The sequence below is a fragment of the Streptomyces viridifaciens genome (assembly GCF_001888885.2).
Lineage (GTDB): Bacteria > Actinomycetota > Actinomycetes > Streptomycetales > Streptomycetaceae > Kitasatospora > Kitasatospora aureofaciens.
Genome location: NZ_CP090841.1, coordinates 240,209 through 261,057 on the forward strand (window position 1 = coordinate 240,209; position 20,849 = coordinate 261,057).

The 20,849-nt window shown below is 73.0% G+C and carries 16 protein-coding genes; 5 read left to right on the plus strand and 11 right to left on the minus strand.

Annotated features, from left to right (window positions below; all coding sequences use genetic code 11):
• Positions 1-38 precede the first annotated feature (38 nt).
• Both BOQ63_RS08640 and BOQ63_RS08645 read left to right on the plus strand, forming a co-directional pair.
• The gene (locus BOQ63_RS08640) at positions 39-965 is read left to right on the plus strand and encodes an ABC transporter ATP-binding protein (RefSeq protein ID WP_072653989.1); all 927 of its coding nucleotides are present in this window, start codon (positions 39-41) and stop codon (positions 963-965) included.
• A complete protein-coding gene (locus BOQ63_RS08645) occupies positions 962-2,617 on the plus strand; it encodes an ABC transporter permease (RefSeq protein WP_030553101.1) in 1,656 nt (551 codons plus the stop codon). The genes BOQ63_RS08640 and BOQ63_RS08645 overlap by 4 nt, the downstream gene beginning before the upstream one ends.
• Before the next feature lie 53 nt (positions 2,618-2,670).
• Here the strand turns inward: BOQ63_RS08645 and BOQ63_RS08650 are convergent, their stop codons facing one another.
• From BOQ63_RS08650 to BOQ63_RS08675, 6 genes are all read right to left on the minus strand, one after another.
• Positions 2,671-3,258 carry a TerD family protein gene (locus BOQ63_RS08650; protein ID WP_030284454.1) on the minus strand — a complete coding sequence of 196 codons (588 nt, stop codon included), beginning with the start codon at positions 3,256-3,258 and terminating at the stop codon, positions 2,671-2,673.
• Between the two features lie 423 nt (positions 3,259-3,681).
• On the minus strand, positions 3,682-4,341 hold the full coding sequence (locus BOQ63_RS08655) for a hypothetical protein (RefSeq protein WP_050366349.1): 660 nt from the start codon (positions 4,339-4,341) through the stop codon (positions 3,682-3,684).
• A complete protein-coding gene (locus tag BOQ63_RS08660; RefSeq protein WP_030553103.1) occupies positions 4,338-4,970 on the minus strand; it encodes a class I SAM-dependent methyltransferase in 633 nt (210 codons plus the stop codon). The genes BOQ63_RS08655 and BOQ63_RS08660 overlap by 4 nt, the downstream gene beginning before the upstream one ends.
• Positions 4,971-5,379: 409 nt before the next feature.
• On the minus strand, positions 5,380-6,150 hold the full coding sequence (locus tag BOQ63_RS08665) for a bestrophin-like domain (protein WP_030284449.1): 771 nt from the start codon (positions 6,148-6,150) through the stop codon (positions 5,380-5,382).
• 122 nt (positions 6,151-6,272) lie between these two features.
• The gene (locus BOQ63_RS08670) at positions 6,273-7,058 is read right to left on the minus strand and encodes a hypothetical protein (RefSeq protein WP_191093533.1); all 786 of its coding nucleotides are present in this window, start codon (positions 7,056-7,058) and stop codon (positions 6,273-6,275) included.
• Between the two features lie 294 nt (positions 7,059-7,352).
• On the minus strand, positions 7,353-8,759 hold the full coding sequence (locus BOQ63_RS08675) for a family 2B encapsulin nanocompartment shell protein (protein WP_030280453.1): 1,407 nt from the start codon (positions 8,757-8,759) through the stop codon (positions 7,353-7,355).
• Positions 8,760-9,483: 724 nt separating this feature from the next.
• Here BOQ63_RS08675 and BOQ63_RS08680 point away from each other — a divergent pair.
• Positions 9,484-10,695, plus strand: coding sequence for a PP2C family protein-serine/threonine phosphatase (locus BOQ63_RS08680; protein WP_223885875.1), 1,212 nt, complete (start codon positions 9,484-9,486; stop codon positions 10,693-10,695).
• 39 nt (positions 10,696-10,734) lie between these two features.
• Here the strand turns inward: BOQ63_RS08680 and BOQ63_RS08685 are convergent, their stop codons facing one another.
• From BOQ63_RS08685 to BOQ63_RS08700, 4 genes are all read right to left on the minus strand, one after another.
• On the minus strand, positions 10,735-11,886 hold the full coding sequence (locus tag BOQ63_RS08685; RefSeq protein WP_030280458.1) for a substrate-binding domain-containing protein: 1,152 nt from the start codon (positions 11,884-11,886) through the stop codon (positions 10,735-10,737).
• Positions 11,883-12,959, minus strand: coding sequence for an ABC transporter permease (locus tag BOQ63_RS08690; RefSeq protein WP_223885876.1), 1,077 nt, complete (start codon positions 12,957-12,959; stop codon positions 11,883-11,885). The genes BOQ63_RS08685 and BOQ63_RS08690 overlap by 4 nt, the downstream gene beginning before the upstream one ends.
• The gene (locus BOQ63_RS08695) at positions 12,943-14,505 is read right to left on the minus strand and encodes a sugar ABC transporter ATP-binding protein (RefSeq protein WP_030280463.1); all 1,563 of its coding nucleotides are present in this window, start codon (positions 14,503-14,505) and stop codon (positions 12,943-12,945) included. The genes BOQ63_RS08690 and BOQ63_RS08695 overlap by 17 nt, the downstream gene beginning before the upstream one ends.
• A gap of 80 nt (positions 14,506-14,585) precedes the next feature.
• The gene (locus BOQ63_RS08700; RefSeq protein ID WP_150475761.1) at positions 14,586-17,441 is read right to left on the minus strand and encodes a SpoIIE family protein phosphatase; all 2,856 of its coding nucleotides are present in this window, start codon (positions 17,439-17,441) and stop codon (positions 14,586-14,588) included.
• 170 nt (positions 17,442-17,611) lie between these two features.
• On the opposite strand from BOQ63_RS08700, the gene BOQ63_RS08705 reads away from it, so the two are divergent.
• A complete protein-coding gene (locus tag BOQ63_RS08705; RefSeq protein ID WP_030557559.1) occupies positions 17,612-18,520 on the plus strand; it encodes a cyclase family protein in 909 nt (302 codons plus the stop codon).
• A gap of 54 nt (positions 18,521-18,574) precedes the next feature.
• Here BOQ63_RS08705 and BOQ63_RS08710 read toward each other — a convergent pair whose 3' ends face one another.
• Complete coding sequence (locus BOQ63_RS08710) at positions 18,575-19,243, minus strand: hypothetical protein (RefSeq protein WP_150475762.1); 669 nt, start codon at positions 19,241-19,243, stop codon at positions 18,575-18,577.
• A 298-nt stretch (positions 19,244-19,541) separates the two neighbouring features.
• Between BOQ63_RS08710 and BOQ63_RS08715 the strand changes: the two genes are divergently transcribed.
• The gene (locus tag BOQ63_RS08715; protein WP_046385691.1) at positions 19,542-20,705 is read left to right on the plus strand and encodes a PP2C family protein-serine/threonine phosphatase; all 1,164 of its coding nucleotides are present in this window, start codon (positions 19,542-19,544) and stop codon (positions 20,703-20,705) included.
• The last annotated feature ends 144 nt before the right edge of the window (positions 20,706-20,849 follow it).

The window sequence follows — 20,849 nt, forward strand, 5'->3', positions numbered from 1 at the left end:
TATTCACGTTTTTCTGAAACTACGGTAGCTTGAGAAGCATGACCAAGGCCATCATCCTGTCCGGTCTGCGCAAGACCTTCGGCCGGACCACCGCACTGGACGGCCTCGACCTGACCGTCGAGACCGGCGAGGCCCACGGCTTCCTGGGCCCCAACGGCGCCGGGAAGTCCACCACCATCCGCGTCCTGCTCGGCCTCCTGCGCGCGGACGGCGGAAGCGCCCGGCTGCTGGGGAAGGACCCGTGGAGCGACGCCGTCGAGCTGCACCGCCGCCTCGCCTACGTCCCCGGCGACGTCGAGCTGTGGCCCAACCTCACCGGCGGCGAGGCCATCGACCTGCTCTCCCGGCTGCGTGGCCGGCTCGACCGGCACCGCCGGGACGAACTGCTCGAACGCTTCGACCTCGACCCGACCAAGAAGGGCCGCAGCTACTCCAAGGGCAACCGGCAGAAGGTCGCCATCGTCGCCGCGCTCGCCTCCGACGCCGAGCTCCTGCTGCTGGACGAGCCGACCTCCGGCCTCGACCCGCTGATGGAGGTGGTCTTCCAGGACGTCGTCCGGCAGGCCAAGGAGCAGGGCCGCACCGTCCTGCTCTCCAGCCACATCCTGGACGAGGTGGAGAAGCTGGGCGACCGGGTCAGCATCATCCGGCAGGGCCGGGTGGTGCAGAGCGGCACCCTGGGCGAGCTGCGCCACCTCACCCGCACCACCGTCGAGGCGGAGACCAGCCGCCCGGTCACCGGACTGGACGCGCTGTCGGGCGTGCACGCCCTGCGCACCGACGGCCTGCGCGTGCGCTTCGCCGTGGACGGCGCCCGACTGGACGCCGCCGTGCGCACCCTCAGCGAGGCCGGGCTGCGCAGCCTGGTCAGCCACCCGCCCACGCTGGAGGAACTGATGCTGCGCCACTACGGCGACGAGCTGGCCACCAACGGGCACCGGAGCGAGGACGAGGCCGTCCGATGACCGCCACCGCCGCCACCCGCACCACCCCGCGCCGCGACACCGGCCGCGCCGGGGACCGCACCACCCTGACCGGCGCCGCCGTCCTGGTCCGCTTCGCGCTTCGCCGCGACCGGGCGCGGCTGACCGCCTGGGTGCTCGGCCTGGCGCTGGTCACCCTGGCCACCGCCAACAGCGTCCGCACCGTCTACCCGACCGCCGCCGACCGGGCCTCGATCGCGCACGGCTCGGCCAACCCGGCCCTGCTCGCCATGACCGGCCCGGCCCACTACCTGGCCGACTACAGCTGGGGCGCCATGCTCGGCCACCGGCTGCTCGGTCTGCTGGTCGTCATGGCAGGCCTGATGAGCGTGCTGACCGTCACCCGGCACACCCGCGCCGAGGAGGAGGGCGGGCGCGCCGAACTGGTCCGCTCGGCCGCCGTCGGCCGGCACGCCCAGCTCGCCGCCGCGCTGGCCACCGCCGCCGTCGCCGACCTCGCGCTCGGCCTGCTGCTCGCCCTCGGCCTGCCCGGCCTCGGCGTCCCCGGCCTGACCGGTGGCGGCGCGCTGCTGTACGGGGCCGCCACCGCTGCCGGCGGACTGCTGTTCGGCGCGGTGGCCGCCGTTACCGTGCAGATCACCGCCTACACCCGGACGGCCTCCGGGCTGGCCCTGGGCGTGCTCGGCGCCGCCTACGCGCTGCGCGCCGCCGGGGATGCCGGGGAGAGCGGCCTGTCCTGGGCCTCCCCGATCGGCTGGCTGCAGCGCAGCTACCCCTTCGTCGACGACCGCTGGTGGCCACTGCTGCCCGCACTGGCGCTGGCCGCCGCCACCGCCGCGGCCGGGTTCGCGCTGAGCACCCGCCGCGACTTCGGCGCCGGGCTGCGCGCCGCCCGCCCCGGTCCGGCCACCGGCAGCCCGGCCCTGGGCACCCCGCTCGGCCTGGCACTGCGCCTGCACCGCGGCCTGATCGGCGGCTTCGCGGTCGCCCTGCTGCTGCTCGGCGCGATGTACGGGTCGCTGCTCGGCCAGGCCGACTCGATGCTCAAGGACGTCGACCAGATCAGGCAGGCGCTGGCCCGGCTCGGCGGCCACACCCTCGCCGACTCCTTCGCCGCGCTGACCCTGCTGGTGGTCGCGGTGGTCGGCGGTGTGTACGCGGTGCTGGCGACGCTGCGCCCGCGCGCCGAGGAGAGCGCCGGGCGGGCCGTGCCGGTGCTGGCCGCCGGGGTGTCGCGGTCCGGCTGGCTGGGCGGTCACCTGGCGGCGGCGCTGCTGGGCTCCACCGCCGTGATGCTGGCGGCGGGCGTGGGCTTCGGCCTGGCCGGGGCGCTGTCCACCGGCGACGGGGGCGTGTTCCTGCGGCTGACCGGCGCGGCGCTGGCATTCGCGCCCGCCCTCTGGGTGACGGTGGGTTTCGCCGCGGCCGTCTACGGCTGGCTGCCCCGGGCGATGCCGCTGGTCTGGGTCGTCCCCGCGTACGCCTTCGTGATCGGCTACCTGGGCCCGCTGCTCAAGTTCCCCGCGGGCCTGGACCGGCTCTCCCCGTTCGGCCAGGTGCCACGGCTCCCCGCGGCCCGGATGGACTGGACCCCGCTGGCGGTGCTCACCCTCCTCGCGGCCGCACTGATCGTGCTGGCCCTGGCCGGGTTCCGGCGCCGGGACGTCGAGTAGCGTCGCGACGCCCGAACCGCGGCGCCCGAACCGCGGCGGGCGGAGGCGCCGGGTCAGAGGTGCTTGAGCAGCTCCGGCATCAGGTCCTTGAAGGTCCGCCCGCCGGCCGGCCGGCCGATCGCGACCATCTGCCAACCGGCCGGCGTGCGCTGCACCTTGGCCATGATCTGGGCGGTGTACGGGCCGCCGTCGGTGAGGGTGTAGCGGGCCAGCTCGATGCCGGTGGTCTCGTCCACCAGCCGGCAGAAGGCGGCCTCGACCTCCTGGAAGGTCTGCCCGGTGAAGGAGTTGACCGTGAACAGGATCTGGTCGACCTCGGCGCCCACCCTGGTCAGGTCGACGGTGATGGACTCGTCGTCGGTCGCGTCGCCCGCGCCGCCCACCAGGTTGTCCCCGCTGTGCCGGACCGAGCCGTCGTTGCTGGTGAGGTGCTGGAAGTAGACCACGTCCACCGACCTCCCGCCCGAGAACAGCACCGCGGAGGCGTCCAGGTCGATCTCCCGGCCGGCGGACAGCAGCTTGGCCAGGAAGCCCTTGCGCTGAACGGCCTTCCAGCCCAGGCCCATCCGGACCAGGCTCAGCTGCCCACCGCCCGGCTTCTCCAGGCTGATCTTCTGCCCCTTGGCCAGTGAAACGGTCATCGTGCCCTCCTCGTTCCTACCGCCGTCCGTGCTGCGAACCTATCGCACGCAGGGAAACCTGTGATCATCGGACAGCGGCTCGGAGCACCCTTACCCAGCAGTCCCCCGGGTCGCACTTCCTACGGTGCTCCGCACACCGGGGGATTCACCGGTCGGACGTCACCAACTTCGCGACACCCCGGCGGACTTCCGCACCACGCCCGCCAACTGCGTGCTCTCCTACGCCCTGCCGGCCGGGGCAGGCGTCACCGCCGTCAGCGTCGCCGGCCCGGACGGCACCGACCCGGCTCCCCGGCCCGTCCCGTACACCGTCACCGGCGGGACGGTCAGCGTGCCGCTGGACCGTCGGCCAGTACTCGGTGGTGACGATCACCGAGGGGCAGCCGCCGGCCCACCACTCGGCCGACCGCGCCCACAGGTGGGTCAGGCGTCGCCTTCCAGGAGGTGCTGGTGCACCTCCTGGAAGGTCCAGGCTCCGCCGGCCGGCCGGGAGAACACCCAGGCCAGGTCGAACCGGTCCGGCCAACTGGCCGGGACCCCGCTGCCGGAGGCGCCGAGCGCCTCGACGATCCGCGGGATCCGGGAGTGCTCCCAGCAGATCAGCACCGGTTGCGCCCCGGCGAGCGCGGCACCGGCCAGCTCGGACTCCTGGGACTCGGCGTAGGTGGTGTCCACGGTGAGCCCGAGCTCGGCCCCCAGCGGCGTGACGGTCTGGCGCATCCGGTGCGCCCCGGCCATCGGGCCCTGGTCGGTGGCCGCGTAGATCCGGACCGGGGTGCGCAGTCCGGCCGCGGGCGGGGCGAACAGGGTGGGCAGCGTCTTGGCCCGGTCCCAGCCGCGCTGGGTGAGGGACTTGTCGTCGTGCTTGCCGTTCTCGTCCAGGCCGGGGTGGCTGCCGTCGGGCTTCTCACCGTGCCGGATGATCATCACGAAGGCCGCCGTGCCCGGGTCACTCGCCCTGGCCACCGGGCCGTTCTTGTCGGCCTTGCCCTTCTTCCCGCCCGAGGAGCAGGCGGCCAGCACCAGCGGGGCAACGGCCGCCAGGCCGGTGAGCAGCGTGCGGCGGGAGGGTCGGGTCGTCACTCGGCGCCCCGCTCCAGCCGCACGAGCGCGTCGATCGCGACGCTCGTCAGGCCGCCCCCGTGGCCGGGCTCGCCGACCGTACGGTGGACGCGCTCGGCCCGGACGGTGTGCAGGCCGTACTCGGCGAGGTCGGCCAGGACGTCCTCGGGGGTGAAGAGCACGGCCGGGTCCTGGGGGCCGCCGACGCCCTCGGTGAGGTTGGTCAGGTCGTGCCCGACGACCAGCAGGGTGCCGCCGGGGGCGAGCGCCTCGGCCGCGCGGTGCAGCGCCGCCCGCCGGTCCGCGGCGGGGAGCTGGAGGTAGGCGATCAGGACGAGGTCGTAGCCGCCGGCCGGGCCCTCCTGGGTACGGGCGTCGCCGTGCCGCCAGGTGAGCCGGTCGGCGACCTCGTCGGGCAGTTCGGCGGTGAGCCGTTCGGCCCGTTCCAGGGCGACGGCCGAGAAGTCGAGGCCGGTGACCTCCCAGCCCTGGGTGGCCAGCCAGATGGCGTTGCGGCCCTCTCCGGTGGCCAGGTCGAGGGCGCGACCGGGGGTGCTGCCGGTCAGTTCGCGGACCACCCACTGGTTGGGCGCGGTGCCCCACACCAGTTCGCTCGCGGCATAGCGGTCGTCCCAACCCTGACTGTCCATGCGCTCCTCCGTTCGGCGGGCCGGTTCCGTCCCGGTCAACCTACCGGTCCGCCGCCCTCCGCCGCCCGGGGCGGTCCAGCGGGCGGACACCCCTGACGGCGAATATCGGTCCAGTCCGATCTGTTCATCAACCAGGCCGCCGCGCAGATCCGTTGGGACGCGGTGACGCAGAGCAGCTGGGTCTACGACGGCACCAACTTCTGGACCGGTGACACCCCGCAGGCCGTCCGGGCACGCGGGCCCACGCCAAGGGCAAGGGCCTGGGCGGACTGTTCACCTTCTCCCTGGAGAACGACGACGCCTCCGGGACCATGCTCAACTCGATGGACGCCGGCCTCCGCCGGCGTGACATCGGAGACGAGCACCGGTGGTCCCGGCGGGACCACCGGTGCTCGTCTCAGGCCCCGGCTCAGCCCTTGAGGTCGAGCGAGGGGAAGAGGTCCACGAAGGGCTGGGTGGTGACCGAGACGCTCCGGGCGAACGGGTCGTCGAAGTCCCAGATCATGAACAAGAGGAAGGCGATCAGCACGCTGAAGCAGGCCGCCAGGATCAACTCCCTCGGCGTACGCCTGATCTGCAGCGCGAACAGCATCCCGATGGTCACCACGGCGCCGCCGATCAGACCGAACCAGACCACGCCCGGCATGGTCGGGCCGGCGCTCTGACCGCGCTGGTTGCGGGCGTCGGAGGCCTGACCGATCCGGTCCATGATCGGCTGGTAGGTCTGGGACTCCAGGTCCGAGGCCGGCGCCCGGCTGGCCACCTCGTTCTGGACCTTGTCCAGCAACTGGGTGCCCTTGTCGGTGATCGCGCCGTTCTCGGACATGTAGTCCCACTCGACGTTCACCACGTACGTGACGTAGGCGTCGATGTCGGACCGGACCTGGTCGCGGAACTCGGCCGGGTAGACCACCGCCCGGTCGCTCACCTCCCGCAGCGACTGTGCCTCACGGAACAGGTCGTCCTGGGCGGCGCCGCGCGCCTCCCAGACACCCGCGATGGCGAGACCGAGGACGATCGCGTAGACCACGCCGATCATCATCGTGATGTACTCGATGACGTCGGGCGTCTCGTCGACGTTCTCCTCGACGCCCGCGGTGCGGCGCCTCAGCACCACCACCGCCAACACAACGGCACAGGCCGCCGCCATGGCGACGACCAGCGCCACCCACTCGGACATGGGAACTCCCTTCTCTGGCTTGGCTTGTGACGTGAACGGGGAAGCAGGGGGCTCAACGGGAACCTCGAGCCCTGAACGTGTCGGGGGCCGCGGTCTCCGGGCGGCCGGGACGGAGGCGCTCGTCAGGACCCTGAACGGCCGCGGCCTCCGCCGCGCCCCGGGCGCAGCGCAGCCGCCGCCAGGATGCCGGGCACGAAGATCAGCAGCATCGTGGTGGTCGTCGAGGCACCGTGGTTGTGCTGCGCGACCGGCAGCGGCTTGCTGTCCCACACCTTGAACGCCGGGTGCGCCGAGGGCGTCGGCCACAGCGGGCTCGGGCGGACCGGGCTCGGTAGCGCTGGGCTGGGGTCCGCCGGAGCGGGCGCCGCCGGGAGCGGCACCACGGCGGGCGGAACCACCTGCGGGGCGGGCACTGCCGGCTCGGGGGCCGCGGGAGCGGGGGCGGCGGGAACCGGCGGGGGCGGGGCCGGCGGCCCGGGCGAGGGCGGCGGGGTGGGTACCGGGGTCGGCCTCGGCGGTGTCGCACTCGGGGACGGCGCGGGGGTGGGGGTGGGAGTCCTCGTCGGAGTCGGGGTGGGGGTCGGGGTCGGCGTGGGGGTGTGCGTGGGTACGGGCGTCGGCGTGGGGCTCGGGCAGGGGTGCGGGTGGTGGTGGTGCGGGGGCCGGTGGCCGTGGTGGCGGCCGACGTCGGGGGCGACGGTGACGTCGACCCGGACGTCGACGTCCACCCCGACGTCGACGCTGCCGCCCGGCCCGACCGAAGTCGAGACGCCGGTCCCGATGCAGACGCAGGTGTCCACGGCCGAACCGTGCGGGCTCCCGCCGGGGCGCTCGGCGCCGGCGGCGGTGGCGCCGCCGACCAGCGCGCACATCGCCACCACGCCGACCGCCGCGCCGATCAGTCGCACTCGCCGCCCGGGAGCGGCTGACCCGCCGTGCCGTGGTATCCGTCGGAACTGCCGGCGCTGCGGCATGGGCTCCACACACCTCTCGGTTCGCCTGGGGGAGGACGGGACGGACTCGGGCCGATCAGCCTGCGCAAACGGGCAGCAGTGGCCGGATGCCGATCGGAACCGATCGGGTACGACCATGCGCATTCGAACGCGAGGCGGACGGCCCGCATCCGGGGCGGGCCGTCCGTCATCAGGTGAAACGATCTTCGAGTGGGCCGGTTACGGCCCGCGCTCGCTGTTCTCCGGCAGTCAGTGGCGGCGGTGCGCGATCTCGACGTTCTCCAGCACACCGACCGCGTCCGGCACCAGGATCGCGCACGAGTAGTAGGCGCTGACCAGGTAGGAGATGATCGCCTTCTCGTCGATCCCCATGAACCGGACCGAGAGCGAGGGCTGGTACTCGTCCGGCAGGCCGGTCTGGTGCAGGCCGATGACGCCCTGGTTGTCCTCGCCGGTACGGATCACCAGGATCGAGCTGGTGTTCTCCTTGGTGATCGGGATCTTGCTGCACGGCAGGATCGGCACCCCGCGCCACGCCGGCACCTGCTGCCCGCCGAGGTCGACGTGGTGCGGGTAGATGCCCCGGGCGTTGAACTCCCGGCCGATCGCGGCGATGGTCCGCGGGTGGGCCAGCAGGTAGTCGGGGTCGCGGCGGCGGTTGAGCAGCTCGTCCAGGTCGTCCGGGGTGGGCGGGCCGGACTGGGTCTGGATCCGCTGGTCGAAGTCGGCGTTGTTGAGCAGGCCGAACTCCGGGTTGTTGATCATCTCGTGCTCCTGGCGCTCGCGCAGGGCCTCGATGGTCAGCCGGAGCTGGTGCTCGATCTGGTTCATCGGCTCGTTGTACAGGTCCGCGACCCGGGTGTGGACCTTGAGGATGGTCTGCGCGACGCTCAGCTCGTACTCGCGCGGCTTGAGCTCGTAGTCCACGAAGGCGCCGGGGAGTTCGTACTCGCCGTGGTGGCCGGCCGACATGGCGATCTCGGCCTCGCCGCGCTCGTTCTGGGCCTGCAGCGGCAGGGCAAGGAACGACGCCAGGTGCTCCTGGAGGCTCGGCGCGTTGTCCCGGATGCGGGCGAAGTCGTCGCGGCTCAGGGTGAGCGCCACACCGGCGGTGGCGGTCTTCGCGGTGTACTCCCAGACGGCGTCCGGGTTCAGCAGCGAGTCGTCGCCGAAACGGTCGCCGTCACCGGCCACGCCGACCACGGTCTCGTCGCCGTACTTGCCGGTGCCGAACTTGTTGATCTTGCCGTGCGCGATCAGGAAGATCCGGTCGGCCGCCTCGCCCTGGGTGGTGAGCACCTCGCCGGGGCCGAAGTCACGCTGCTGGCAGCGGTCGGCGAGGGCGGTCAGCACCTCGTCGTCCTCGTAGCCGCGCAGCAGGGCGAGTTCGCCCAGCTCCGCCGGGATCACGCGGACCTGGGAGCCGGTCTTGATGAACTCCACCACACCGTTGCCGACGGTGTAGGTGAGCCGACGGTTCACCCGGTACGCGCCACCGTGGGCCTCGACCCAAGGGAGCACCTTGAGCAGCCAGCGGGAGGTGATCTCCTGCATCTGCGGGGCGGACTTGGTCGTGGTGGCAAGATTGCGGGCAGCTGCCGTCGCAAGGCTCTGCTGCCGGTCCTGCTGTGTCTCCGGGCTCGTGTCCACGGGCATCGGCAGGGGTCTCCATTCGTGTGGTGGGATCACGCGGTCAGGGCCGTACCGCTCCGCCCTGGGCGCGAGCCGCAACGGATCATCAGATCCACTGACCGGTACGGAAGTTGGCGAGTGTGGGGGGCCTGACCGCCATCGCCCGGCGGTCCATCCGGAACCCTAGATCACCAGAACACGACCGGGCCCGTACGGCGGCCGACTACCCCCCGATAGGGTGAATCTCCCGCTTTCGGCCCCCGCCTGCTCCCGAGCGCCCCACCCACCACCGGAACATCCGGGAGCTCGGCCGGAATCCGGCGGGGCAGGGCCGTCACCGGGATCCTGGCCAGCCGGTCGGAGGTGCCCCGTTGTGCGGTCGCGTGCTCGACCCCGTCCGCAGGCGGCAGTGGCTGGTGTGCCGTGATGATTGGTGTATGTGTGCACAGGCGGATCACGAACCGGACGACACCCGCCACCGGGCGTTCGGGGTCGCACCGCCGCACGTCGCGGCGCCCTCCGCGGCTGTCGGACTCCTGCCGCCGGTCGGGCGGGCGCTCACCGGCACGCTGCCGGACCCCCCGCGCGTGGGGCCGCGGCGGTCCGCTTCGCCCGCCCGGGCCCGGCCCGTTCGCCGCTGCCTCTCGTTCGACCGGGCGCACCGCCACCGGAGCACGCGATGAGGCTCCCGCGCCGAGGCGGGACCGGCCGACGGCGCCGGACGGAGCCGGGCGGGTCGGAGCCGCAGGTGCCCGCCCAGCCTGCCTGGATACGCTGGCTGCCGGTCATCTACGTCGCGACCGTCCTGGCGCTGGAGCCGATCACTCCCGTGCAGTGGCCGGTGAGCTTCGTGCTCATCGCACTGCCCGTCGTCGCCGCCTACGCCCACGGTCCCGCCTTCGTCGCCGCTGTCACGGTCTTCGCCATCGTCTTCGAGGGCGTCCTGGCGGGCACTCCCTGCTGTGCGGGCCGCGACGTGGGCTATCTGTGGGAGCGCCACTACGTGGCCACCTACTTCTCCACGGCACTGGTCGGGATGCTGGGCGCCCTTCTGGCCGCCCACCGAACGCGCCGGGAACGCACCCTGGCCACCGTACGCTCGGTGGCCGAGACGGCGCAGCGCGTGCTGCTGCGTCCGGTCCCCCACCTCCTGGGCCGCATCGGCATCGAGACCCTGTACCTGTCGGCAGCCGCGGAGGCCCGGATCGGCGGCGACCTCTTCGAGGCGATGAGCACCGCGCACGGTGTACGCCTGTTGATCGGGGACGTCCGGGGCAAGGGCCTGCTCGCGGTGGAGACGGCCGCGGCAATGCTGGCCGCCTTCCGCGAGGCCGCCCACGACGAGCCCGACCTGCCCGCGATGGCGCGCAGGTTGGAGCGGAGCATGAGCCGCCGAGCCGCCCAGCTCCCCGGCGGCGAGGAACGCTTCATCACCGCTGTGCTCGCCGAGATTCCCGACGACGAGCCGGTGGTCCGCATCGTCAACTGCGGTCACCCCCCGCCGCTGCTCATCGACCGGGGCCGGATCAGCGAACTCGCCCCGTGCGATCCGTCACCGCCTTTCAACCTCGGTGTGCTGCTCGGCGGCGACTACCCCGTCGACGTGGAGCCCTTCCGTCCGGGCGACCAACTGCTGCTGTACACCGACGGCGTGACCGAGACCCGCGACCGCACCGGAGCCTTCTACCCGCTCACCCAGCGCGTCCGCGAATGGACCGGCCTTCCGCCGCGCGAGCTCCTGAACCACCTGCACCGGGACCTGGTCGCGTACAGCGGTGCCGCCCTCGACGACGACATCGCCGTGCTCGTCGCGCACCGGCTCCCGGACGGGGAGGAGCCGGGCCCGCACACCGATCGCGCCCGGGAAGAGTCGAAGGGCGGCGCTCGACGGCAGCGCCGACGGCTCGGGGCGGCGCTGGGCCGCCACCCCGCAGCAGCCCGTCGCCGACGACCGCACTGACGCGACCTGATCACATGGACTGCGTCAGCACCGGCCTCGCTACCTGCCCCAGATCGTCCGGTACGCCTGGCGGTAGCCCCCCGGGTCCCAGAAGGTCGCACCGCCGCTGTTGGCGGCCGTGGAGATGTGGACCGGGGCGACGTAGCCGCTGGCGGGCTGGTGGGAGAAGGCGCGGTTGAACTCGTCGACGATCTGCCAGCCCTGCTCGCTGAGGGGCTCGGGAACGGTGGCGGCCTGGAACTGCCTGCTGTCGATGCGCTGGAAGGCCGAGGGGTCGCCGTCGCCCGCGCCGATGTTGTACGGGGCGGCGTTGCCCGGCCTGCCGGCCGCGCGCAGGGCGGGTGCGGCGTCGGCGAAGTACAGGTCGTTGATGGCGACCGAGTGCGTCCACTGGCCCTGGAAGCGGGCGAGGAGGGCGGAGACCGCCTGGGGGGTGCGGCTGGTCGCGTCCGGGATGGGGATGTTCTCGGAGGCCAGCAGCCTCACGCCGGGGCAGGTGGCGAGTTCGTCCTTGATCAGTTCGGACTTGTTCCTGGCGAACGGGACGGAGTCGTCGGTGAAGACGACGACTCCGGCCCTGCCGTCGGACTCCGCGATGACCCAGTCCGCGCTGAGCCGTGCGACGTCCCCGACGCTGGTGGTGATGTTGCTGAAGAGCGGGGGGCTCGTGCTCGGCCCCGGGGCCGCGACCGCGTGCCAGCCGATGAGCGGGATGTGTGCCGTGTCCGCCTGCGCGACCTGCTGTGCGGTCAGACCGGGGTCGAAGCCGCCGATGACGATGCCCGAGGGTTCGAGGTTGACCGCCTGGGCGAGCGCCGCCTGGATGCCGGCGGGCGTGCCCTGCCCGTCGATCACCCGGACGCTCCAGCCGATGACCGTCGCGGCTTCGATGACGCCCTTGGCGACCCCCACGACGCCGGGGTTGGTCATGGTCTGGGCAACGTAGACGATGGTCCTACCGGGAACCGCCCTGGGGCCGCTGGTGGGGCCGTCCCAGGGGACGTCGACCTGCTCGGCCTGCTGGACGCCCGCCTTCGCCCTGGCGAGGGTGGCCGGCGGGCAGCCGGCCCTCGACGGCCCTGCCACGGGGGCCCCGGCCCTGGTCGACAGGCCTCGCTGGCAACCGTCCAGGGCGGTACCCGCCGTTGCCAGCACGACTGCTGCCAGCACAGCCGCGGCACCGCGCTTCACGGCGTGTCCCGGGAGGCTGTCACGTCCGTCGAGGGCGGCGTGACCGGACCGCGGGTCTCGGCGCCGGCGGCCCGCAGCCGGCGGCGTGCGGAGTAGCCGGCCAGGCCGACGGCGAGGAGCAGCGTCGCCCCGTTGAACAGCGGCACGGCCCAGAAGTCGGCGCCGAGTTGTCCGATACCGGCCAGACCGATGGCGAGGACGGCGACGGCGACCACGGTGCCCAAGGCGTTGGCGCGACCGGGTCTGATCGCGGTGGAGCCGAGCAGTGCGCCGACGAACGCGGGCAACAGGTATTCCAGGCCGACGCTCGGGTTGCCGATCTGCTGCTGCGCGGCGAGCAGGACACCCGCGAAACCGACGACCAGGCCCGATCCGGCGAAGGCGTAGACGCTGTAGCGGCGGGTGGGGATACCGACGAGTTCGGCGGCGCGCGGGTTGGAGCCGATGACGTACAGGTACCGGCCGAGCGGCAGCCGCTCCTGCAGCAGCCACAGGACGGCCGCGAGCGCGAGCACGTAGGAGGCGGACACCGGCAGTCCGAGGAACGTGGAGTCGTAGAGGTCGGTGAAGGCGGCCGGCAGACCGCCCGGACCGGGGAGGACCCGGGCGCCGCCGGTGATCCAGCCGGTGAAGGCGTACAGGATGCTGCCGGTGCCGAGCGTGGCGATGAAGGAGTCGATCCGCCCGAACTCGACGATCACACCGTTGAGGGCCCCGAAGGCTGCTCCGCCCAGGATCACGGCCAGGCAGGCGAGCGGCCACGGCCAGTCGCCGTCGACGACGAGCCGCAGCACCGCGATGTGCGCGAGACCGAGGGCGTAGCCGATGGACAGGTCGAAGTTGCCGCTGGCGATGGGGATCGTCGCGCCGAGCGCGAGGATGGCGGGGATCGACTGGTTGGACAGGATCGAGGAGACGTTGTCGAGGGTGGGGAAGGTGTCCGGCCGCGCGACGGAGAAGATCAGGAACAGCAGAACGGCGAGGGCCGGCAGGCCGTAGCCGCCGATCAGGTGTCCGCGCCGGCGGTGCCGCGGGGTCGGCGGGAGCGGGGCTCGGTCATCGGCCTGTCGCACGCCGGTCGCCGTCACCACCGGTGACGGGAGGCATGGCCGAGGCGGCGGAGGTGAGCTCGGTGACGGTGAGGGCCGCGCCGGTCAGCTCGGCGGCCACGGTCCCGCGGACGAACACCAGGGCGCGGTGGCACACGGTGGCGACCTCCTCGAAGTCGGTGGAGATGAGCAGGACCGCGAGGCCGTCGGCCAGCGCCTGGTCAAGCAGCCGGTAGAGCTCGGCCTTGGCGCCGACGTCGACGCTGGCGGTCGGCTCCTCGAGGATCAGCAGCCGCCGGTGTGCCCGGAGCCACCGGCCGACCATGATCTTCTGCTGGTTGCCGCCGGACAGCGTGGCGATCGGTGCCTCGCTGTCGCGGGGGTGCACCGAGAACCGCTCGATCAGGGCGGCGGCCTGGGCCCGCTCGCGCCGGGGGCTGATCCAGTGCAGCGCCGACCGGCTGCCCGCCCGGGGGTTGGCCAGGAAGTTCTCACGCACCGTCAGTTCGGCCGCGCAGCCCTCCTCCTGACGGTTGCCGGTGACCAGTCCGACGCCGGAGTCGACGGCATCGGCCACCGTGTGCGGGGCGTACGGTCGGCCGTCGAGGAGGGCCCGCCCGCCGAGGATCGGACGGGATCCGGCGAGGGCGCGGCCCAGGTCGTGGTGGCCGGCGCCGGTGAGGCCCACCATGCCGAGGATTTCGCCGGCGCGCAGCTTCAGGCTGACCGGCCCGGTGTCCGTGGTCCGCACCGCGTCGAGGCTCAGCACCACCGGGCCCTCGGCAGGCGCGACCGGGGCGGCCCGGCGGCTGACCGGTTCGCGGCCCACGATGTCGTGGACCAGGCGCCGGCGGCTGTGGCCGGCGAGCGGGCCGGAGCTGATCAGACGGCCGTCGCGCAGGACGGCGAAGGCGTCGGCGACCTGGTAGACCTCGTCGAGCCGGTGGGTGACGTAGACGATGCCGTGCCCCCGGTCGCGCAGGGCGCGCAGTACGGCGAAGAGCCGGGCGCAGTCCGCGGCGGGGAGGCCGGCGGTCGGCTCGTCCAGGACGATGAGCTCCGCCCGCGTCGCCAGCGCGCGGGCGATGGCGACCAGCGATCGCTCGGCGGGGGCGAGGTCGGCGATCCGCGCGTCGGCGTCGAGGTGCCCGGCGATCAGGGCGAGGGCGTCGGCGCAGCGCTCCCTGGTCCGCCGCCAGGAGACCAGCCCGTGACGGCGCGGGTAGCCGGCCACCAGGGCGATGTTCTCGGCGACCGTCATCCACTCGACGAGACCGAGGTCCTGGTGGATGAAGGCCATGCGCCGAGCGGCGGCCTCGGTGCCGAGCGGGTGCCCGGCCACCGTCACCTCGCCCTGGTCCGCGTGGTGGATCCCGGCGAGTGTCCGGATGAGGGTGGACTTGCCGGCGCCGTTCGGACCGAGCAGGGCCAGGACGCTGCCGCGACGGATGTCGAGGTCGATCCCGGCCAGCGCGGGAGTGCCGCCGAACCGTTTGCCGAGACCGCGGATCCGGACGAGTGGGTCACGGCGCGGGGGTGGGCCCGCCGGGAGATCGGAGGTGTCGCGCATGGACCACCGTTCCTACCAGCTCGGCCCGGCCGCCGTGTCGGCGACACACCACGGCGGCCCGCTGAACTCCGGAGGGCGGGTCATCCGATGTCGGGAATGTCGGCGAACTGGTTCTCGAAGAAGCGGCCATCGAGGAGGTCGGGGACGCCGTCGGACGCCTCCAGGGCGCATTCGGCCCAGATGATCTTGCCCCTGGGCGTGTAGCGGGTGCCCCAGGCCTGGGCGAGCTGGGCGACGAGGAACAGGCCGCGGCCGCCCTCGTCGGTGGTGGCCGCGTGGCGCAGGTGGGGGGCGGTGCTGCTGCCGTCGGAGACCTCGCAGATCAGGGTGCGGTCGTGGATCAGACGGACCTGGATGGGCTCGGTGCCGTAGCGGATGGCGTTGGTGACCAGCTCGCTGAGCAGCAGCTCGGTGACGAAGGCGACCCCGTCCAGCCCCCAGTCGCTCAGGCGGCGGGCGGCGGCGGCGCGGATGTCGCCGACGCGGGCCGGGTCGGCGGGAAGGTCCCAGGTGGCGATCCGGCCGGGGTCGAGGGCGCGGGTGCGGGCGACGAGCAGCGTGACGTCGTCGGCCGGGTGCTCGGGCACCACGGCCTCCGCGACCGTGCGGCAGATGTCCTCGGGCGAGCGGTTCGGGTGGGCCAGGGCGGTGCGCAGGCGGTCGAGGGCCGCGTCGGGGTCGCGGCGGTGGTCTTCGAGGAGTCCGTCGGAGTAGAGGATCAACCGACTGCCTTCGGGGAGGTGCAGCTCGGCGGTTTCGAACGGCAGGCCGACCAGGCCGAGCGGGGGCCCGGCGGGGAGGTCGGGGACGGTGACCGTGCCGTCCGGGTGGATCACCGCGGGTGGCGGGTGACCGGCGCGGGCCAGCGTGCAGCGCTGCGAGGTCGGGTCGTAGACGGCGTACAGGCAGGAGGCGCCGATGATGCCGTCATGGCCGGCGGCCGGCTCCGTGCCGTCCTCGTCCCGGTCCAGGCGGCCCACGAGGTTGTCCAGGTGGGTGAGGAGCTCGTCGGGGGCGAGGTCAAGTTCGGCGAAGTTGTGCACGGCGGTACGCAGACGGCCCATGGTGGCGGCGGCGTGCAGTCCGTGGCCGACGACATCGCCGACGACCAGGGCGACCCGGGCACCGGAGAGGGGGATGACGTCGAACCAGTCCCCGCGCGCCCCGGACTCGGAGGGCAGGTAGCGGTGGGCGACGTCGATGGCGCTCTGCTCGGGCAGGCTGCGTGGGAGCAGGCTGTGCTGCAGGGCCAGGACCATGGCGTGTTCGCGGGTGTAGCGGCGGGCGTTGTCGATGCAGATGGCGGCGCGGGTGGCGAGCTCCTGGGCCAGCGACCGGTCGTCGTCCCCGTAGGGGGCGGGGTTCCGGGCGCGGTAGAAGCCGGCGATGCCGAGCACGACGCCGCGGGCCAGCAGCGGGACGGTGATGAGGGAGTGGACGTCGTGCGCGAAGAGGCGCTCCGCCGCCTCGCGGTCCTGCGAGATCCAGCCGGCGGCCCTGCGCAGATCGGGTTCCAGCACCGCCTGTCCGCTGGCCAGGCAGCGGCGGTGGGGCGTGGCGGGGCTGAGGTCGACCCGCTCGCCGACCGGGTAGAAGGGGCAGTCGGTGCGGATGCCGTGGACCACCGTGCGGTGCAGCTCGCTGACGGGGTCGGTGGGCTCCTCGCCGCGCAGGACGGTCTCGGGCAGGTCGATGGTGACGTAGTCGGCCAGCCGCGGGACGGCCATCTCTGCGAGTTCCCGGGCGGTCCGGGTCACGTCCAGGGTGGTGCCGATGCGGGTGCTGGCCTCGGACAGCAGCTCCAGGCGGCGGCGGGCCGCGACGGCGTACCGCCCCACGCCCGGCTCGCCCAGCAACAGCAGCCTGGTGGCCTCACCGGGACCGGAGGCGCACGGCGTCCGGTCCCCGCGATCCGGTGCGCCACTTTCCGGGGGCCGGAGCGGCGGGACGCCGGCGGTCATGGCGGGCTCCGGAACGCCGACCGGCCGACCGGCCTGGCCGGGGGCGGCAGGCCGGGGCGGCGAGTCGCCGTGCAGGACCGCCTCGATGACGAAGCCCTCCACCCCGGACGGGCTGGCCACCGGGCGGCTCAGCAGGGTGACCAGCCGGCCCCGGGAAAGGGTCACCTCGACCGCGGCGCGGCGGGCCGAGGAGATCAGCTCGGTGGCCATCTGTTCGAGCAGTATCCGGTCGTGCCGGTCCAGCCCGCTTCGTGGCAGCTCGGCCAGGCCGACCGGGCGCCCGTCCCCGGCCGCCTGGTCGCTCCGGGAGCGGCGCCTGGAATCGAGGTACGCGCGCAGCAGGGTGCGCTCCCGAGCCGAACTCTGCGCCAGCAGGCGCCGCTCGATGGCGGTGGCGGCCCTGCGGATCACGTCCACCATCTGCGGGTCCGCGTAGGCGGGCGGATAGCCGAAGCAGAGGATGCCCTCGATCCGCCCGCTGAGGGGGTCACGGACGGGAATCGCCGTACAGGCGTTCGACTGGCCGCGCTCGGCGAAGTGCTCGGCTCCGGAGACCTGGGTGAGCCGCCGCTCCGTGAGCGCCAGCCCGATGCCGTTGGTCCCGCCGTACTGCTCGGCGAACACGAAACCCGGCGTGCTCTGGCTGGCGGGCAGCTGCCGGACCATGGACGCATCGCCGAAACGGCGCTGCAGCACCGCCCCGTCCGCGTCGGTCAGGGCCACGTTCATCCGGCTGCCGGCGAACCTGGATGCCAGCCGGTCCAGCACGGGCCTGGCCGCGCGAACCAGCCGGCCGTCCAGATCGATGTCCGGCCGGTACGGTAGCTCGGACCCGCCCGGGGAGATCCCCATCGACTGGCAGCGTTGCCAGGAGTTCAGGATCAGACTCCGCACGCCACCCTCGACCGGTTCACCGAGCATGAACCGCTCACGGGCCCGTACCGGGCCGATCCCCGCCGCATCCGAAGCTGTCATGGCCGCCACAGCGCTCACATCTCCACGGATCTGCCCCCTTCGATGCAATATTAGGACTTTGCCCGCTTTGCGGTGCCCGACGGCGGATCGCGCGCGCTCCCCGAGCACGGTGGCGGTACCGCGACCATCACCGCATCATCGGCAGAGCGGGGGTCGGGTTGAGGAGTGCCATGACCAGTGCCAACGGGCCGGCGATGACCCGCGACGAGTTCGACGCGCTCTTCCGGCAGCTGCGCCGCGCGTACCTCCCCGGGCCGGTCGAAGCGGGGCGACGGGTGGCGGCCGCCGGCCTCGTGCGCACGGGTGAGGTCGTCGCCATGGGGCGGCCGTGGGACAGCGTGCCGGGGCCCGACAACCCCAGGCCGGCACTGCACCAGATGACCGAACTGGCGGACGTCACGGCCCCCGAGCCGACCGTGCACCGGGACTTCATCGGCTCCGACTACCACGGCAAGGCGCAGACGCACCTGGACGCGCTCTGCCACATCGCGTACGGCGGACTGCTCTTCGCGGGAGTGCGGGCGCGGGAGGTGTTCTCCTCGCAGGGTGCCGCCTACGGCGCGGTGACCGACCTGCTGCCCGGGCTGGTGGGGCGAGGAGTCCTGCTGGACGTGCCACGCCTGCGCGGCACGGACTGGCTGGAGCCGGGAGAGGCGATCGGCGGCTCGGAGCTGCTGGTCTGCGCCGAGGAACAGGGCAGCCCGCTGCACCCCCAGGACATCCTCCTGGTCCGCACGGGCCACCTCGCCCGACGGCGGCGGCTGGGCGCGTGGGACCCGGACGACCTCAGCGCGGGACTGCATCCCGGCGCGATGCGCACGCTGAGCGAGTCACGCGCCTCGGCACTGGGCAGCGACGGCGACAACGACGTGCGCCCGAGCCCCGTCGACGGCGTCCGCTCGCCGGTCCACGTGCTGGCCATCACCGCCCTGGGCCTCTCGCTGATCGACAACCTGGACCTGGAGCCGCTGGCCGAGGCGTGCGCGCGCACCTCACGATGGGAGTTCCTCCTCGTCGTCGCGCCCCTGAACATCCCTCGCGGCACCGGCTCCCCGGTCAACCCGCTCGCGGTCCTCTGAGCGCTCGCCGTCCTCTCGGCGGGACCGGGAGCCGGCCGTGCTCCGGGCGCGCCGTCACCACTCGTCGTAGTCGCCGATCACCCGGAAGCTGCCAACGGCGCCGTCGCCACCGAACAGGTTCCCGTGACCGGTACGGGTCACCACGCCGTTGGTGGCGCCGTAGGGACCCACGGTGGTGACCGGAGAGCCGTTGTCACAGGAGAAGCCCCGGTAGACCTCGACGACCTTCCGGCTGTCGTTGAAGACACTGAAGCTGGTGGAGCCCGGTCCGCTGGCAGCGGTGACGCATCCCTCAGCGTCGGCCGAGTACGTGCGTTCGTTGAAGTAGATCCTTCCCGCTTCCTCGTGACCGGGGCCGTGACCGCGTCCGCCGTCACGGCGGTCGCCGCCCTCGCGCTTCTCGCCGCCTTCGCCGCCACCCTTCTCAGCGCCGCCCTTCTCACCGCCGCCGTTCTCGCCGCCGCCGTTCTCACCGCCGCCGTTCTCGCCGCCGCCGTTCTCACCGCCGCCCGAAACAGCGGTGGCCGGGGCGGCTTGCCGGGCGGGTTGGGCCGCCGGATGGACGGACGGGAGCGCCAGGGCGGCTCGTTCGGCGGACCGGGCCGCCTGCTGGACGGACGGGGAGACCGAGGAGGATCCGGCGGGGATGTGGGTGATACCGGTGGTTGCAAGAGCCGCCGCGCCTATTCCGGCAGCGGCCACAGCCAATGTGCGCATGTGCATGTCAGCGTCTTCCTGTCTCATGGACGTCGGCCGGGTGACCGACCCGCGACGAACGTAACGAGAGCCCTCATGGACCGTCATTTCGGACATGTCCAAGGTGTGACACCATGAGTCCAGGCAAGTGAAAATGCGGCAGGTGCCGCATACCGGTCAAACATCCGCGCCTCACCGGGCCCCCTCCGGGTGAGATCCGTACCGCGCGGGCGGCGGCATCGGCGCGGCTACGGTCGGTGGGTCAGTCACCACGCACCGCCCGGACGAACCTGCGCTCGCCGACCCCCAGGAGCACAGTGGGGACATGGAAGTCCGAGCACGCGCGGCCCACCACCAGCAGCGCGGACAACGGAGCTGGGCACTGCTGCTGATCCCCCTCGCCCTCATCGCGGCGATCACCGTGGTCGATCTCCACTCGCCCACCAGCATCCACCTCGGCCCGCTCCTGGTGATCGCCCCTGCCCTCACCCCCTCGTTCGCCGGCCTGCGCCCGACCGCCCTCGTGGGAGCCCTGGCCGTCGCCGCCCAGGTCCTCATCGCCTTCCTCCACGGCGGCATCACCACCACCAACCACATCGCGCAGATCGTCGCGCTGACCGTCCTGTGCGTCCTGATCGTCGTTTTCACCGGCGTCCGCGATCACCGGGCCCGACAGCTCGCCCGCGCCCAGTCGGTCGCCGAAGCCGCACAGCGCGCCCTGCTGCGCCCGCTGCCCGAACAGATCGGCCCGCTGCAGATCGCCACGATGTACCTCGCCGCCGAGAAGGAGACACAGATCGGCGGCGACCTCTACACCGCGACCCGCACCGCGGGCGGAACCCGCATGGTCATCGGGGACGTCCGGGGCAAGGGCCTGGCAGCCGTCGGCGAGTCGGCCCTGCTGGTCAGCGCCTTCCGCCTCATCGCCGCACAACACGACACCCTGGCGGACCTGGCGTCCACGCTCGACCACAACGTCGGGCGCTACCTCACCGACTTCGCCCAGGAGAGCGGCGACATCGTCGAGCACTTCATCACCGCGATCCTCCTCGACCTGCCCGACGACGAGCCCGTCGCCCGCATGACCAACTGCGGACACCCGCCGCCCCTCCTGCTGCGCGACGGCCGCGTGCTGACCTTCGACTCCATGCCGGCCGCTCCACCCCTCGGCGTGAACGACCTCGGCGACGGCAGCTACCCGAGCGACGACCTTCCGTTCGAAAAAGGCGACACGCTGCTGCTCTACACCGACGGGGTCACCGAAGCACGCGACGACAGCGGCGAGTTCTACCCGCTCGCCGATCGCGCCGCCCACTGGACCAAGTCCTCCCCCGAGACCCTCGTCAACCACATCCGCCGCGACCTCCTCGCCCACGTGGGCCACCGTCTCAACGACGACGCCGCCGTCATCGCCATCCGGCGCGCCGAACCCACCGCCGCCCACGCCTCCGAGCCCGCCGAGCCCGGTCGAAACCCGCCCCCTCCGTGAGAGTGATCCGACACCGAATCGACAGGGCAGTGCGGGCGGCCGTGCGCGGCCGGGATCCGGCGATCTCGTGCCCGGATACCGGCGCCGCCGGCAGCACGTCTGCTACCGCCAACAGCTGCGCAGGTCCTTCAACCCGTTCTGGAC